Annotated in this window: 17 protein-coding genes; all 17 read right to left on the reverse strand. The window is 44.4% G+C overall.

The features are described 5' to 3' along the window. Window positions 1-35: 35 nt before the first annotated feature. The 17 genes from K6C05_RS06260 to cysS all read right to left on the reverse strand — a co-directional run bounded on the left by K6C05_RS06260 (window position 36) and on the right by cysS (window position 15,139). Window positions 36-1,484, reverse strand: a complete 1,449-nt coding sequence (locus tag K6C05_RS06260; RefSeq protein ID WP_296732597.1) for an NADH-quinone oxidoreductase subunit N — start codon at window positions 1,482-1,484, stop codon at window positions 36-38. Then, window positions 1,484-3,019 carry an NADH-quinone oxidoreductase subunit M gene (locus K6C05_RS06265; RefSeq protein WP_296732599.1) on the reverse strand — a complete coding sequence of 512 codons (1,536 nt, stop codon included), beginning with the start codon at window positions 3,017-3,019 and terminating at the stop codon, window positions 1,484-1,486. Before K6C05_RS06265 ends, K6C05_RS06260 begins: the two co-directional genes overlap by 1 nt. Beyond that, window positions 3,019-4,917 (reverse strand): NADH-quinone oxidoreductase subunit L, encoded by a 1,899-nt coding sequence (gene nuoL / locus K6C05_RS06270; protein ID WP_296732601.1) that lies wholly within the window; start codon window positions 4,915-4,917, stop codon window positions 3,019-3,021. The genes K6C05_RS06265 and nuoL overlap by 1 nt, the downstream gene beginning before the upstream one ends. A 14-nt stretch (window positions 4,918-4,931) precedes the next feature. Beyond that, on the reverse strand, window positions 4,932-5,243 hold the full coding sequence (gene nuoK, locus K6C05_RS06275) for an NADH-quinone oxidoreductase subunit NuoK (protein WP_296732603.1): 312 nt from the start codon (window positions 5,241-5,243) through the stop codon (window positions 4,932-4,934). Beyond that, window positions 5,240-5,743 (reverse strand): NADH-quinone oxidoreductase subunit J, encoded by a 504-nt coding sequence (locus K6C05_RS06280; protein WP_296732605.1) that lies wholly within the window; start codon window positions 5,741-5,743, stop codon window positions 5,240-5,242. Before K6C05_RS06280 ends, nuoK begins: the two co-directional genes overlap by 4 nt. Continuing rightward, window positions 5,740-6,144, reverse strand: coding sequence for an NADH-quinone oxidoreductase subunit I (locus tag K6C05_RS06285; protein WP_296732607.1), 405 nt, complete (start codon window positions 6,142-6,144; stop codon window positions 5,740-5,742). Before K6C05_RS06285 ends, K6C05_RS06280 begins: the two co-directional genes overlap by 4 nt. 15 nt (window positions 6,145-6,159) lie before the next feature. Further along, a complete protein-coding gene (gene nuoH, locus K6C05_RS06290; RefSeq protein ID WP_296732609.1) occupies window positions 6,160-7,197 on the reverse strand; it encodes an NADH-quinone oxidoreductase subunit NuoH in 1,038 nt (345 codons plus the stop codon). Window positions 7,198-7,218: 21 nt separating this feature from the next. Continuing rightward, window positions 7,219-8,316, reverse strand: coding sequence for an NADH-quinone oxidoreductase subunit D (locus tag K6C05_RS06295; RefSeq protein ID WP_296732611.1), 1,098 nt, complete (start codon window positions 8,314-8,316; stop codon window positions 7,219-7,221). Continuing rightward, entirely contained in the window at window positions 8,289-8,789 is a 501-nt protein-coding gene (locus tag K6C05_RS06300; RefSeq protein WP_296732613.1) for an NADH-quinone oxidoreductase subunit C, read from the reverse strand. Before K6C05_RS06300 ends, K6C05_RS06295 begins: the two co-directional genes overlap by 28 nt. A 1-nt stretch (window position 8,790) precedes the next feature. After that, complete coding sequence (locus K6C05_RS06305) at window positions 8,791-9,363, reverse strand: NADH-quinone oxidoreductase subunit B (RefSeq protein WP_296732616.1); 573 nt, start codon at window positions 9,361-9,363, stop codon at window positions 8,791-8,793. Further along, complete coding sequence (locus tag K6C05_RS06310; protein WP_296732621.1) at window positions 9,354-9,707, reverse strand: NADH-quinone oxidoreductase subunit A; 354 nt, start codon at window positions 9,705-9,707, stop codon at window positions 9,354-9,356. Before K6C05_RS06310 ends, K6C05_RS06305 begins: the two co-directional genes overlap by 10 nt. A 485-nt stretch (window positions 9,708-10,192) precedes the next feature. Then, window positions 10,193-10,939: an RNA polymerase sporulation sigma factor SigH gene (sigH, locus tag K6C05_RS06315; RefSeq protein WP_296732624.1), complete on the reverse strand. Its 747-nt coding sequence runs from the start codon at window positions 10,937-10,939 to the stop codon at window positions 10,193-10,195. 112 nt (window positions 10,940-11,051) lie between these two features. Further along, complete coding sequence (locus tag K6C05_RS06320; protein WP_296732627.1) at window positions 11,052-11,582, reverse strand: NYN domain-containing protein; 531 nt, start codon at window positions 11,580-11,582, stop codon at window positions 11,052-11,054. Window positions 11,583-11,616: 34 nt separating this feature from the next. Then, window positions 11,617-12,504: a 23S rRNA (guanosine(2251)-2'-O)-methyltransferase RlmB gene (gene rlmB, locus K6C05_RS06325; RefSeq protein ID WP_296732629.1), complete on the reverse strand. Its 888-nt coding sequence runs from the start codon at window positions 12,502-12,504 to the stop codon at window positions 11,617-11,619. A 1-nt stretch (window position 12,505) separates the two neighbouring features. Continuing rightward, on the reverse strand, window positions 12,506-13,195 hold the full coding sequence (thyX, locus tag K6C05_RS06330; protein WP_296732631.1) for an FAD-dependent thymidylate synthase: 690 nt from the start codon (window positions 13,193-13,195) through the stop codon (window positions 12,506-12,508). 16 nt (window positions 13,196-13,211) lie between these two features. After that, window positions 13,212-13,697, reverse strand: a complete 486-nt coding sequence (locus K6C05_RS06335) for a ribonuclease III domain-containing protein (RefSeq protein WP_296732641.1) — start codon at window positions 13,695-13,697, stop codon at window positions 13,212-13,214. Window positions 13,698-13,699: 2 nt separating this feature from the next. Beyond that, on the reverse strand, window positions 13,700-15,139 hold the full coding sequence (gene cysS, locus K6C05_RS06340) for a cysteine--tRNA ligase (protein WP_296732634.1): 1,440 nt from the start codon (window positions 15,137-15,139) through the stop codon (window positions 13,700-13,702). Window positions 15,140-15,317 lie beyond the last annotated feature (178 nt).

A 15,317-nucleotide genomic window follows, 5' to 3' on the forward strand; every position in this document is an offset into this window, starting at 1 on the left:
TTATCGTCACTGACCCTTTTTAATTAACCCGATATTTACTGCAGGAAGGTAAAGGAAGCCAAATTGGTGAGATGTGCCAAAGGTTCCGGGCATACACCAAATATGATTGTAGCCAGAACGCTGATCACAGCAGCAGCTCTTGCTGCTCCTGAAATAACAATCGGTTCACCGTCCCCCTCATCGAGGTACATGGCCTTGGTAACCTGCAAATAATAATATACAGATATCATGGACATAATAAAGCCCACAAAAGCCAACCACAGGTAGCCCTGATTTACAACAGCCGTAAACAGGTACAGCTTACCGGCAAAGCCTGCTGTAGGTGGTATACCGGCCATGGACAGCAGTGAAATGGTCATAACCGCTGCCATAACAGGAGCTGATTTTGCCAAACCTGCAATAGCTTTATAATCAGAACCGCCCCTATGCTGCTCTACCAGGGACAATGCTGCAAACGCACCAACATTGGCGAATACATAAAGCATCCCGTAGAACATTACTGCCTTCATCCCAGGATAATCAGCAGCGACTATACCTACCATCATGTATCCGGCCTGTGCTATAGAGGAATACGCCAGCATGCGCTTAACATCATTCTGACGGATTGCCATTATATTACCGCCGATCATACATATAGCCGACAGCACCGCCAAAATTGGCAGCCAGTAAAAGCCTATCAATGGGAATGCCACATAGAGCACCCGCATAAACACAGCAATACCCGCAGCCTTTGATCCCATTGCCAGCATGGCAGTGATAGGTGTAGGTGCCCCCTGATATACATCAGGTGCCCACATATGGAACGGAATTACTGACAGTTTAAAGAAGAAGCCAATCATGATCATCGTGGCGCCTGCCAGGCCAATAGCGGAGAACAGATGCTGATTGCGGAACATATCATAAAAATGTATGCTTCCGGTAGCACCATAAACCAAACTGATACCATAAAGCATGATTGCCGTTGATACAGACCCTACAATCAAATATTTAACGGCTGCTTCACTGGAATTATTTGAGGATATTCTGGCACCTACCAATATATAGAAGGAAATAGTCATTAATTCCAGGCCAATAAAGGCAGTCAGGAAATCATTGGCAGAAGCCAACACGCACATTCCCAGAAGAGCCGTCATTAAAAGTGCATAAAACTCGCCCTTGTAGCGAAGCACATTCTGCATATAATCCAGGGAAAACAGCATGGTGAATATGGTAGCCACAATAAACAGCTGTTTGAAGAATATGGCATAATTATCAACGATATACAGCATATCATTGAAATATCTGGTGGCTGTTCCCCCATCTGCAATAACAGATTCCGGAACATACATGGTGAACATGTATGCCACCCAGCCGGTCAGGGCAAAAATCAAAACCCCACCTATACTCTTACGGGATTCATCCTTGGGTAATACAAGATCCATGACAATGGCAAAGAGACCAAGGACCAAAATAAAGATTTCTGTACTGATTACTTCAAAATTCATTATCTGATCCCCCCTATATATGCAGGTGCATCTGCAATCTGCTCAAGCCATGGAATCAACGATTCCGTACCGCTTCCCACCATACCCATAAGGGCCTGTGGGAAAATACCAAAGCCAACCAGGGCAATACCCAAAATAATCAAAGGCATCATTTCTACACCCTTGGCATCCTTATACCTGTCAAACATGCTATCACGCGGGCCAAATAATACTTTAGCTAATACGCGCAAAGTATAGAGTGCAGTGAAAATTATTCCTGATATGGCCAACACGGCAAATACAGGATACACACCAAAAGAACCTACAAAAATCGTAAACTCAGGTATAAATCCAATGAGACCCGGAAGACCAAGAGATGCCATACCTGCCAGCATAAAGCCAGTAGCAACTCGTGGCATCTGATGGGCAAGACCCCTGAGCTCCGTTATGCTTCTCATATGAGTCTTCTCATAAACAAAGCCGATCATTGCAAAGAACAATGCACTCATTACACCGTGAGCAACCATATTGGCAACTGCACCGCTTACAGAAATAACATTTAATGCTGCAAAACCCAGCAGTACATATCCCATATGTGATACAGAGGAATAACCGATAACATATTTCAAATCCTTCTGGGCAATGGCAATATATGCTGCATACATAACATTAATCATGGCCAAGCCGGCTATTAAAGGAGCCCAAAACTTAGCCCCCAGCGGCAATACAAGAAGACCAATCCTTATCAGACCATAGCCACCGATTTTTTTCAGGACACCGGCATGGATCATGGAAACCGCAGTAGGAGCTCCGGCATAACCATCCGGAGACCAGCTGTGGAACGGAAACATTGAAAGCAGGGAACCAAACCCCAACAATAGCAATAAAAAGGCAAAAATCTGGAATTCCTCACTGAGAAGGCCCATCTGTCCGGCAATAGCCAGAGCCTGCATATCGAAGGTACGGATCCCCAATACTGATGAAGCTGTGAGGTAAAGTGCAACCACACCAACCAGCATAAAGGCTGATCCCATCAAAAGATAAATGGTGAGCTTCATACCGGCGTATTCCTTGCTGACTCTTTTGGTAGAACCCCATATTATTACCATTATGTAAATCGGGATAACTACCACTTCATAGCACAGCAGGAAAATGAACAGGTCCGTTGCAATAAAGGTCCCTGTAACACCTGCAATAAGAATCATCAGCAGAATATAAAACTCTTTTGGACGGTTGGTAATATTCCATGAGCTGTATACAGCTGCCAGACCTATAAGGTCAGTCAGCAGCAGCATAGGAAGGGATATTCCATCCACACCCAAGGCATAATGAACACCTAAGTCCTTAATCCAGGGAATGCTTTCACAGAACTGCATCCCCCCCGCATTCATATCATAGTTGAAAAATGCGTATACGGTCAGTGCCAAAGCTACAGTCATGGCACTGGCAGATATAACCCTTACTGACTGTGCGGCCTTTGGAGAAACAAAACACATAAGAACAGCAGCGCAGATTGGTGCCAACAGGACTGCTGTCAATAATGGAAAGCTAGTCATTATAATGCACCTCCCAAAACTGCAAGATAATAAAGGCTATATGCCACCAGAATAACTACACCACAAATGAATATTCCGGCATAATGCTGTGCCTGTCCATTTTCAGCCTTGCTCAGCAAGCTGCTGATGCCTCCCACCAGTCCGGCCAGGCCATTGATAACACCATCCACGATATAAATATCAATCCAATAGAATACCTTGGCAATGCCATCAACTACTACTTTAATCAGGGCAGCATAAATCTCATCAATATAGAATTTGTTGTAGCTGAGCTTATACAATATACCGCACTTTTCAGCAATGGCATCTGAACTCCAGCGCCGGGCCACATAAATATTCCAGGCAATAGCAAAGGCAATCAATGAGAGTATGGTCGAGGAAACTGCTATAGTCATATCAATTCCCGCCTCGTGGGCAGCCCCGAATCGTACCCATTCGCCAAAGCCACAGACATGCCCCCAGAGGCCACTGACAACAGCCAGTGCACTGAGAACAACCAATGGAGCAAGCATCAGCCAGGAAACCTCATGCGCATGCTCATAGGATTCCTCGCTGGCCGGTTTGCCAAAGAATGTAACAAACAGCAAACGGGCCATATAGAACGCGGTCATAAATGCTGTAAGAGTTGCCAGCACATACAATGGTGTGCTTACAGAAGCGGTGGCCACGATTATCTCATCCTTGGAGAAGAAGCCGGCAAATGGCGGTATTCCTGATATTGCCAGGACACCAATTGTCATGGTGGCAAAGGTTATTGGCATCTTGGATTTCAATCCGCCCATTTTGAATATATTTGCTTCATCCTGCATTGCATGCATAACTGCACCTGCGCACAGGAACAACAATGCCTTGAAGAAAGCATGAGTCATAAGGTGGAAGAAGGATGCCGTCAGTGAGCCAACACCCAGAGCCAGCATCATATATCCCAACTGACTTATTGTGGAATAAGCCAAAATACGCTTGATAGCTGTTTGAGTAAAAGCAATGCTGGCAGCAAAAAATGCTGTAAATCCACCTACCCAGGCGATAACATTCATTACCTCTGGAAGCTCATTGAACATGAAGAATGCCCGGCCAACCAGATATACACCGGCTACAACCATGGTTGCAGCGTGAATCAGTGCTGAAACCGGAGTAGGACCCTCCATGGCATCAGGCAGCCACACATGAAGTGGGAACTGACCGGATTTACCAATCGGACCAACAAATATAAGCAAGGCGATAAAGGTCATCATCCCTGTTCCTGCTGACATGATATGGGCAGGAATTATTTCCTTCAGGGCCATAAAATCAAGAGTCCCAAAATTCAACTGCAGCAGCAGAATACCCAACAGTAAACCGAAGTCACCGACACGGGTAGTCATAAATGCTTTCTTGGCAGCCTCCCTGGCAGATACCTTATAATAATAGAACCCAATCAGCAGATACGAACAGAGTCCTACCAGCTCCCAGAATACATACATCTGAAGGAAGTTGACTGCCAATACGAGCCCCAGCATCGAGGCTGCAAACAGTGACAGGAAGGAGAAAAATCTTCCATACCCGGGATCACCCTTCATATATCCGCAGGAATAAATCTGTACCAGCAGGGATACTGTGGATACCACCATCAACATCATCGCTGTCAGCGGATCTATCAAAACACCCATGGAAATATTGACACTGCCTATATGCATCCATGATAACTGCTGAACAAACGGCGTCTCAACAGTTATTCCATTGTTAACAACTGCATAGGTAACTCCGGAAGACAGCAAAAAGCTGATGACACTCATGGTCACTGCAATGATTGCAGACAGCTTACCATAAGCACGGGTTACCATTCCGATAATTACAAAGGCGATTGCTGGTAACAATGGGATCAGCCAGGCATGTTCAAGTGCAAATTCATAAAACATCTTCGAACCCCTCCTTAACCCTTCATATTATCCAGCTTATCAACATTGATAGTCTGTCTGTCATTGTATATCCTATAGGCCAAGGCAATACCAATTGCTACCTCAGCCACACCCACAGTAATGGCAAATACGGTCATTAATTGACCTGTAAGATCAGATACCGGGGTATAGCGGTTAAAGGCAACAAAATTAATATTGACAGCGTTCAGCATAAGCTCAACGCCCATAAGTATGGCAATGATATTGCGCTTGGACAATACGCCATAAAGGCCGATGGCAAACAAAATTGCCGCCAACAGCAGGCAATGATATAAACCGATACTCATGCTTTGCCATCTCCCTTCGCCAAGATTATCGCGCCCAAAAGCGCAGCCAACAACAGAGTTGCTGCTATTTCAAATGGCAGGATATAAGTGTTGAGCATCATATCCGCCAGTCCATTTACAGTATCAGGTGATATGAATTCTCCTGCCGGAACAACAGAATTCATAATAACCAAAAACATAATGGCCAGGAATAACACAACCAGTGCTAATGCCGGCAAGCTTCTTACATTGAAAGGATTTCCCGGCGCACCGTCCTGACGTTTTGTAAGCATGATACCCATTACGACCAGAATAGCAACGCCACCGGAGTATAGCATAAATTCCATGGCACCAAGAAAATCAGCATTTAACCAGATAAACAATACACCTATGCCAATAAAACACGCAGTCATCAGCAATGCACTGTGTACCAGATTTTTGCTTAAAACCACACCTAACGCTGTGCCAAGAATAACCACAGTCACAGCATAAAACACCAGGGTTCCCAAAATCTCACTCATTGCTGTTCCCCCCTGTTCTTTGCTTCAACTACGGCATCATAGATCATATCTTCCTTGAAATAGGAAGAACCCTCATAATTCTTGTCCCAGCTCAACGCCTTGACCGGACAGGCCTCAATGCACAAATCGCAATACATGCAACGGCCTATCTGGTGCTTGTATGATTCCATATGTCGTTTTTTATCTTCATCTACAGACACTGTTAAATCCAATGCAGCATTTGGACATCCCATTGCACACAGCTTACATGCAATGCACTTTTTATGGTCCAATACCAGATGCCCGCCACGAAAGCGTTCTGTCATTGGCAGCTTCTCTTCAGGATAATATACAGTTTCCTTTTTGCCAAACCAGTGGCCCCAGGTAACCCTCAATCCTGCAATAAGTCCTTTGCCCCACATAATTGAAGTCTCCTATCACATAATATTGTAAATATAGATACCTACACCAGTTAATAAAACATTTATCAGAGCTACCGGAAGCAAAACCTTCCAGCCAAAGCTCAACATGGTATCAATTCTGAGTCTTGGGAAAGTCCAGCCAACCCACTGATAAAACAGTACGCAAATAAATGTCTTAATCCAAAACCAACAAAAACCAGGAAGGAAATCAGGACCGTGCCAGCCACCTAAAAACAAGGTGGTAGTCAAAATTCCAATGCACATGAGATTGGAAAATTCTGCCAGGAAGAACAATGCCCAACGCATGCCTGTATATTCTGTAAATGGTCCGGCAATAATTTCTGACTCACCCTCAACCAGGTTAAATGGAGGGCGATTGCTCTCCACCAGGGCAGTAACTATATAAATCAGAAATGCCAGTGGCTGAAGTACAATAAACCACACATTTGACTGTGCTTCAACAATGGCACTCATCTTTAAGGAACCGGTGAGCATTACTATACCCATCAGTGCGAATACCATAGGAACCTCATAGCCGAGCATCTGTGCCACAGTACGCATACCACCGATAAGTGAATATTTGCTGTTTGAGGCATATCCACCCATCAGGAACGGCAATACAGTCTGGGATGTAATAGCTATCAAAAGAAACAGCCCCACATTCACATCTGCCAAAATAACCCCATCGTCAAAAGGGAAAAAGGCGTATATTAACGCCGAAGGAACCAACAAAAGAATCGGGGACAGCACCCAAAGCCACTTATCGATGCCCTTTGGTACTATATCCTCCTTGTCCATAAGCTTGAGCATATCAGCCACTGACTGCAGCAGGCCACCCGGGCCTACACGGTTAGGACCAATACGCACCTGAATAAATGCACAAATTTTTCGTTCTCCCAAGGTAAACACCAGGGCTGAGGTAGCCATTATTACCAGAAGAATACTTGCACATATTATCGTCATAATAATATCAACTATGATCGGAATGCCCACCAGGGACATCAGAACCTCACGCAGCCCTTGGGCTGCAGAGTATATAATTCCGCTATGCATATTTCCACCTGCCTATTAAGATTAACAATCTACCTCACCCATCAATGGATCAATGGTAGCAAATGCTGTAACGGCATCTGCCAACAGCATGCCCTGACACATACCATCCAGTGCCTGCAAATTAACAAAGGATGGGCGGCGTATATGAACACGGTATGGTTTGGTAGATCCATCACTTACAATATAGAAGCCAAGCTCACCACGGGTATTTTCCACGCGGTGGTATGCATCTCCCTTTGGTGGTCGCAGTACCTTAGGTACCTTGGCCATCACAGGGCCCTCAGGCATGTTGTCCAGGGCCTGTTGGATAATATTGGCACTCTGCTGTATTTCCTTGAGCCGAACAATATATCTGTCCCAGTTATCCCCCTGTTTGCCCACAGGAATTTCAAAATCAAACTTGCCATATGCGCCATATTTATCGATCTTGCGGATATCATAATCCACTCCACTGGCTCTGATATTCGGGCCTGACATGCCATGCTTCAGTGCAGTCTCCCGGGTAATGATGGATGTTCCCTGCATACGGGCCTGGAAAATTTCATTACCGGTAAAGATCCTGTCATATTCATCCAGCATAGCCGGTACATAATCAATAAATTCCTGGGCACCCCTGAGGAACTCCTCCTGGGCATCGGCAGCCACGCCACCGATACGGATATAATGGGCCGTCATGCGGGCACCACATATGATATTAAATAAATCCAAGATTTTTTCTCTGTCACGGAATGCATAAATCATTCCTGTAGCCGAACCTAAATCGTTGGTAAGTGAACCAATAAACACATGATGACTGGCAATACGATTCAGCTCAGCACAAATAACGCGAATATATTCCGCCCTTTCAGGCACCTCAATGGCTGCCAGTTTTTCCACTGCCATACAGAAGCCCAGGTTATTGTTCATTGCTGATACATAATCGAGCCTGTCAGTATAAGGCACACATTGTGCGTAAGTGCGGGATTCCATCAGCTTCTCAATGCCACGATGCAAATAACCCATCACCGGCTTTGCACCAACTATTTTTTCGCCATCCAGCTCCACCTGTACCTGGAGTACACCATGAGTACTAGGATGCTGTGGCCCCATATTTAAGACATACTTTTCTGTTTGTGCCACGTCAGTACTCCTCCTTCAATTCTAGGTTCCAAAGGTACAAAATCCTTTCTGAGCGGATGTGCCTCATAATTATCAGGCATTAAAATTCTGCGCAGGTCAGGATGATGCAGGAAGGTTATACCCATCAGGTCATAGGTTTCCCTTTCTTCAAAATTAGTCCCTTCCCAAATCTGGGTCATAGATTCTACCTCGGGATTATCATGCTCCAGCTTCACCTTGACTGTAACCCATTTATCAAAGCGACGGGAATAGAGGCTGTACACCATCTCAAAATATTCCTTGTAATCCACTGCAGTAAGATTGGCCATACGGTCAAAGGAATATGTAGGGTTTTCCCGCAAAACCTTCATCATGTCAAGGAGCTGATTCTTACCTATATATATGGCAGGCTCAGCTTGTTCAGGATCATATTCAGCAGTATCAAACTGTGCCTTTAATAAATCTAAATTTTCCTTTTCAAAATAAGTTCCCATATTATTCCGCCTTTTCTTCTAAAGCATCTACCGGTTGTGTCATGCTTCGCAGATTTTTCAGGCTTGCAGCCTTCGCTTCCTTCGCTGCATCCCCAAGCTCAGGATGGCGTATCAATTTTTGCAGCTTGAGCATGGCATCTATCAAAGCCTCCGGCCTTGGAGGACAGCCAGGAAGATATATATCTACCGGCATGATCTTATCAAGGCCTGTAACAACAGAATAGGAATCTGAGAACGGCCCCCCGGCAATGTTGCAATTACCCATGGCAATGACATATTTAGGTTCAGGCATCTCTTCATACAGACGAATCAATGGCGGTGTCATCTTCCAGGTAAGTGTCCCCGCAACAATAAGCAAATCAGACTGTCGTGGACAGGAACGGAAAACCTCATAACCAAAACGCGCCAAATCAAATCTGGAAGCTGCTGCACACATCATCTCAATGGAACAGCAGGCAAGGCCGGATGACAACGGCCATATGGAGTTTGATTTTCCCCATTTAAAAAGTGCATCCACGCTGGTAACAATAACATTGTCCTTCAGCACTGGTGGCACAACATCTATTATTTCCATGACAGAGCCCCCTTCTTCCAGGCATACCAAAGGCCAACGGTTAATATACCCACAAATACCAGCATTTCAATCAGGGCAAACAGTCCCAGCTGGCTGTATTTAACGGCCCATGGATACAGGAATACTGTTTCCACATCAAACAACAGGAATACAAGAGCATACATGAAGTAACCAATATGGAACTGCACATTGTTCTTGCCTATTGTGTCTACACCACACTCATAAGGTATATCCTTTTCGTCAGTAGGCTGCTTTGGCTGAATGATATTCGCAATCACAATAGGTGCAATTGGAAAGACCAATGCCATAAGGAAAAATATTCCCAATGCTGCATAACCATCCATAAATAACTCCTCCTTAACCATATTTGGCATATAATAACATCATATTTGCTGAATAAGAATATATTTATGTTACAATAAACACCATTAATAAGAAGTATAATATACCAACTGTTACTTTTCAACATTTTTGTATGTACTTTTGTGTATTTTTATACCGCCTTTAATCAGGTTTTGCCGGTGACAATCTCCCACCCTGTCAGCGTTTTACTAAAAAAATACTCCAATTACGCTGTTTACATCATTTTGCGTCAAATACAAACAAATTGCAGACAATAGTAATTATAGCACAACGCAAAACCAAAAAGAACCCTGTGACCCACATCCCGGCACAAGCCAGTCCCCGAGCCACAGGCTTTTCATTTGGGATAACAGAAGCTGCCGCTTCACATGATGTCCGTATGGGCAGGAGACTGTTTATCAAATTTCGCAGTAATCCGGCCTGCCGGAAATTAATTCAATTTTTTGAACAGCAAAAAAGGGATGCCTTATTGCACCCCTTCGCCTTTCTTAATATCAGAAAAAACACGGCCCTTGCGCTTAATTGCAGTAAGCCCCCGATATATAGTTCCAATATCAATTTCACTACCGTTAACCTCCATATAGCGCTCAATCTTGCGTTTTACACGCTGCAACGCATTATCAATGGATTTAACATGACGCTCTAAATCAACGGCAATCTCCTGATATGATTTTCCATCCAAGTATGCCATCAGGACACACCATTCCAAATCGCTGAGGATGTCCTCCATCTTGGCCTCGATGTCAATGAACTCCTCACGGCTTATAAGCAGCTCCTCCGGATCTGTTACCTTGGCCCCGGACAAAACATCCAGCAGTGTCCGATCTGAATCCTCATCATAAATAGGTTTGTTTAAGGATATATAAGAATTCAGCGGAATATGCTTCTGACGGGTGGCAGTCTTTATGGCAGTAATGATCTGCCTGGTCACACACAGCTCAGCAAAAGCCCTGAAGGAAGACAGCTTATCATTGCGAAAGTCCCTGATAGCCTTATACAGGCCTATCATACCCTCCTGAATAATGTCCTCTCTGTCAGCACCTATAAGGAAGTATGATCTGGCCTTGGCCCTGACAAAATTTCTATATTTATTTATCAAATATTCCATCGCTGTGCCATCCTGATTGTCCTGAATTTTCAAAATGACATCTTCATCTGGAAGATTTACATAATCATCAAAGGAATCATCCCAGGTTAAGAGGCTATTATCCATGAATCAGTACCTCCAAAAACATGTAAAGCTATAAATATTTCACAGCCAAGATAAATTATAACCCTCTCAATAAAATTAATCAAGCATTCACTTTACAGGTACAAAAAGGATTTTATTTGTTTTTTCGCAATGCATCCAATTTGGCCATTGTTTCCGAATCCAGATTATTACCGATTTCATTTCGTGAAACCGGTAATTTAACATCATCCAAATACCTTTTGCGAAGGTCTTTTTTTGTAGCTTTGACAATTTTATGAAATTCCTTGGAAGGGTGCCGGTAGGCCCCGGCTCCCAGGATCATGGACTGCTCTGCTCCATCTGATGTGACGACATGCACTTCCTGTCCCTGCTGGACAGCCTCGTAAGCCCTACGCTCAATATAGCTGTCAGCCGTTTCACCCATACCGGTATATACTACATTGAACTGAGGATTGATCACCTCGATGTGTTCTTCATCATCGGTGAACAATGCATCAAACACTACGGTCATAACATATTTTTCATACGCGCCATATTCAAGCAGCATGTGCACCAGCATATCCCTGGCCTCAGACAGGTTATCTCTCAGTTTAATAAGCTCCGGCCATGAGTTAATAACATTATATCCATCAATGATGTAATATTCTCTTGCCTTTTTCCTCATGAAAAATCCCCTCAGCTTAATCCATATCCGAATTTCAGTTTTTTCTCTGGTATCTTCGCTGTTTCATGGTCTCATACATAAGAATGGAGCCTGCCACAGAAGCATTGAGGGAGTTAATTTTCCCCACCATTGGGATTCTGACCACAAAATCGCACTGCTCTTTTACCAGTCGTCCCACTCCATTGCCTTCACTGCCAATTACAAGCAACAACGGCCCTGTCATGTCTGCCTCATAATAATCAGTTCCATCCATGTCCGCGGCCGCTACCCAAAGTCCCTCATCCTTTAGGGCACGGATAGTCTGAACAACATTGCCTATCCTGGCAACAGGAACATGCTCAATGGCCCCGGCAGATGTTTTGGCTACAGTAGCTGACAATGGGCAACTGCGCCGTTTTGGAATGAGGACACCATGTACTCCTGCGGCATCAGCAGAACGCAATATCGCCCCAAGATTATGGGGATCTTCAATTTCATCCAACAGCAAAATAAACGGAGCTTCCTTTTTATCCCTGGCAATCTGCAGTATATCCTCAACCTCCACATACTGTACGGGAGAAACATATGCCAGCACCCCTTGATGCCGCATGCCCTTGGCGATATTATCCAGCTTGTTGCGCTCTGTAAACTGGATATTTATACGCTTGCTACGGGCCAAAGCAACAATCTCCTTGATTGATCCCTCATTGGCACCATTGGCCACCATCATCCTGTTAATACTGCGGCTTCCCTTCAAGGCTTCCAGCACAGCATTACGCCCTACTACTATGTCCTCAGATACACTCTCACCCTCATGGCCGGCCCTGTCACCTGTCCGGCGGTCGGACTGCTGGCGATTGTTTTTCACCATGTATTCCAATCGGCTGCCCTTATGCTCATTAAGGGCCTTGTCCCTTTTATCCTGTTTGTGTCTGTAATCCATATTAAACTACTCTCATTTTAATCATTTCAGAAAATCTGCCACAGGTCATGGTGCCTTCAGGGCACTGCCCCGTTGCCACACAGGAGGCTCCCGCATTTTTAAACAGCAGTGGTGCAACCCTCTTGACCTGTTCAAGCATTTTATAGGCCAATTCACGAATCTCCCATTGGGCACGATTGCAACAACGCAAATTAAAGAAATGCATCAATGACCGGGCATTCATGGTGACCAATATCTTGGTTTCGGTAGAGTTGGACAAAACATAGCGTGCATCCTCCTTTGGAATACCCATATCTGCCAGCTCATTATATGCACGCTGTATATCCGTCATAAGAGCCTCAAATCTGGCCTTGGCCTCCGGCTTCTCTGCAATACTTGGTGGCAATATATATTCAAAGTTATGTTCTGCCACATATCTCTGTGATTGCTGGCTGTATGAAGCTATACGGTGACGCACCAGCTGATGTGTCAATACTCTTGATACTCCCTCAATGGCAAATGTAAAGGACACATGCTCCATAGTGGAAGCATGTCCCACCTGCACTATTTTTGACAGGAGCTTCTCCACCTGTTCATCAGTCATCCTTTCGGCTAATTCCTCAGCCCCGGAAGCTGAATAACACAATCTGGCAGCCATAGCCACTACACGCTCTGGTTCCGGAGTATACTCAAGCAATTTTACTTTGATCATAAGACACTCTCCATTACTATTTATTAGAAATCTCAACCATCATGGCCTTGGAAATCACCCTGAATGACTCCTCGGCCAGTTCATATAAACGGTCAGTTCTTTCCAGCAAATACAAATACCCCAGCAAAGCCTCAAAGCCTGTACTGGAATGATATTGGGCCACACTGGCGCTTCGTGGTGCATGACTTTTTGCATTGCGCCCACGCCTGTATACGGCCTTTTCCTCTTCGCTCAGCATCGGCTCTATAGCCCTGTAGGCTTTATCCTGCCATACGGCCGACACTATCTGTGCACTAAACTGATGCAAAACCTGCACCTTGCTCTGCTCATATGATAATATCCTGCCCCGGACAAAGAGATGGAAATACGCATCACCTATATACGCCAGCACCAAAGGATGCAGGCTTTTAGGATCAACATCATCATATCTTTGCTGTACTCCACCACTTCCATCCGGAACAAACATCATATCTACCAATTTTCTTAAATGTTCAAATGTCATTTTTACGCTTTCTTCCACTTGGTTCCGGCAGCAGAATCCTCCAGGACAATGCCCTTTGCCTTCAAATCATCCCTTATTTCGTCAGCCCGGGCCCAATTTTTGTTTTTCTTTGCTTCAGCTCTTTCACTGATCAGAGCTTCAATCTCAGCAGTGGAAATCCCCTCTGAGGAGGCATCTGCCGGCATCTCAAGGGAGCCTTCAAAAATGCCAATTACATCTGCCATTTTGCCGTATACATCCATAAGCCGGGCAAAATGTACTGCATCGTATTCTGCCCCCTTATTTATTACATTATTGGCATATACATTGATTTCCTTGGAAAGGGTAAACATATAGCCAATAGCCAGGGCGGTATTAAAATCATCATCCATTGCTTCATAGAAATCATTCATGGCACTCTGGGCAATATCTGACAGATTGGTGTGTTTTTCTGTTGTTCCCTCTCTGCCAAGAAGCTCACTTCCCAAATCATATGCGTTTTTAAGACGCATCAGGCCTGCCTGTGCTTCCTTAATCCTGTCCTCACTGAAATCCAAAGGACTTCTGTAATGGGTCCGAAGGATAAAGAATCTCACCACTTCCCCCGGATATTGCTTCAAAATATCCGGAACGGTAATAAAATTGTTCAGTGACTTACTCATCTTTTCATTGTCAATGGTAATAAATCCATTATGGAGCCAATATTGGGCAAAGCTGTGAAAATCACCGCAGCAGCATTGGGACTGTGCAATCTCATTTTCATGATGCGGGAAAATCAGGTCACTGCCGCCGCCATGAAAATCAAAGGTTTCTCCCAAATATTTCAATGACATGGTAGAGCATTCAATGTGCCAACCCGGGCGCCCCTTGCCCCAAGGGCTTTCCCAATAAGGCTCATCAGGCTTTGCTGATTTCCACAATGCAAAATCCATGGGGTTATGCTTGCGGGTATCGACTTCTACCCGGGCTCCGGCCAACATGTCTTCAAGTTTTCTCCCTGACAGCTTCCCATACTGAGGGAATTTTTCCACGCTGAAATAAACATCCCCATCCACGACATAGGCATAGCCGTTATCGATGATTTTTTGCACCATGCTGATTATATCGTCAATATGCTCCGTAACCTTTGGATAGATATCTGCCCGCTGGACATTCAGTGCATCAATAGCCTTAAAATATCCATCGATGTAGCGGTCGGTAATCACCTGCCAGCTGACCTTTTCGGAATTGGCTGCCTTGATGATCTTATCATCCATATCGGTAAAATTCTGAATATGCTTTACCTCAAAACCACGATGTTTAAGATAGCGCTTAATAACATCCCAGGTCACAAAAGGACGGGCATTTCCTATATGGGGATAATTATACGGCGTTACTCCACATACATACATCCCAACCTTTCCTGGCTCCTGGGGAACAAATTCTTCCTTTTTGCGGGTCAATGTATTATAAACCTTAAGCATATGTAACTCTTACTCCTTTATTGATACATTTTCCAAAAATATAACGAGCTTTAAGATGTCCCCTTCCTCTTTAGGTGGGGGAAAACAAACTACAACAGCTGGCGAGCATATCTCCCAGCTCGTTGAAACGCTAATTGGAAGATTTTTCTTCTAAAGAAGAAAAATTTGAACAATGGCG

This window comes from Anaerovibrio sp. (assembly GCF_024697385.1).
GTDB lineage: Bacteria > Bacillota > Negativicutes > Selenomonadales > Selenomonadaceae > Anaerovibrio.

What these genes read in the sequence shown, in the direction of transcription:
- sigH (WP_296732624.1), bottom strand. Translation starts at nt 10,939, where the DNA reads ATGGATAATAGCCTCTTAACCTGGGATGATTCCTTTGATGATTATGTA.
- K6C05_RS06260 (WP_296732597.1), bottom strand. Translation starts at nt 1,484, where the DNA reads ATGAATTTTGAAGTAATCAGTACAGAAATCTTTATTTTGGTCCTTGGT.
- nuoK (WP_296732603.1), bottom strand. Translation starts at nt 5,243, where the DNA reads ATGAGTATCGGTTTATATCATTGCCTGCTGTTGGCGGCAATTTTGTTT.
- thyX (WP_296732631.1), bottom strand. Translation starts at nt 13,195, where the DNA reads ATGATCAAAGTAAAATTGCTTGAGTATACTCCGGAACCAGAGCGTGTA.
- K6C05_RS06305 (WP_296732616.1), bottom strand. Translation starts at nt 9,363, where the DNA reads ATGGAAATAATAGATGTTGTGCCACCAGTGCTGAAGGACAATGTTATT.
- K6C05_RS06310 (WP_296732621.1), bottom strand. Translation starts at nt 9,707, where the DNA reads ATGGATGGTTATGCAGCATTGGGAATATTTTTCCTTATGGCATTGGTC.
- K6C05_RS06335 (WP_296732641.1), bottom strand. Translation starts at nt 13,697, where the DNA reads ATGACATTTGAACATTTAAGAAAATTGGTAGATATGATGTTTGTTCCG.
- K6C05_RS06285 (WP_296732607.1), bottom strand. Translation starts at nt 6,144, where the DNA reads ATGTGGGGCAAAGGACTTATTGCAGGATTGAGGGTTACCTGGGGCCAC.
- K6C05_RS06265 (WP_296732599.1), bottom strand. Translation starts at nt 3,019, where the DNA reads ATGACTAGCTTTCCATTATTGACAGCAGTCCTGTTGGCACCAATCTGC.
- cysS (WP_296732634.1), bottom strand. Translation starts at nt 15,139, where the DNA reads ATGCTTAAGGTTTATAATACATTGACCCGCAAAAAGGAAGAATTTGTT.
- K6C05_RS06320 (WP_296732627.1), bottom strand. Translation starts at nt 11,582, where the DNA reads ATGAGGAAAAAGGCAAGAGAATATTACATCATTGATGGATATAATGTT.
- nuoH (WP_296732609.1), bottom strand. Translation starts at nt 7,197, where the DNA reads ATGCATAGCGGAATTATATACTCTGCAGCCCAAGGGCTGCGTGAGGTT.
- rlmB (WP_296732629.1), bottom strand. Translation starts at nt 12,504, where the DNA reads ATGGATTACAGACACAAACAGGATAAAAGGGACAAGGCCCTTAATGAG.
- nuoL (WP_296732601.1), bottom strand. Translation starts at nt 4,917, where the DNA reads ATGTTTTATGAATTTGCACTTGAACATGCCTGGCTGATCCCATTGTTA.
- K6C05_RS06280 (WP_296732605.1), bottom strand. Translation starts at nt 5,743, where the DNA reads ATGAGTGAGATTTTGGGAACCCTGGTGTTTTATGCTGTGACTGTGGTT.
- K6C05_RS06300 (WP_296732613.1), bottom strand. Translation starts at nt 8,789, where the DNA reads ATGGGAACTTATTTTGAAAAGGAAAATTTAGATTTATTAAAGGCACAG.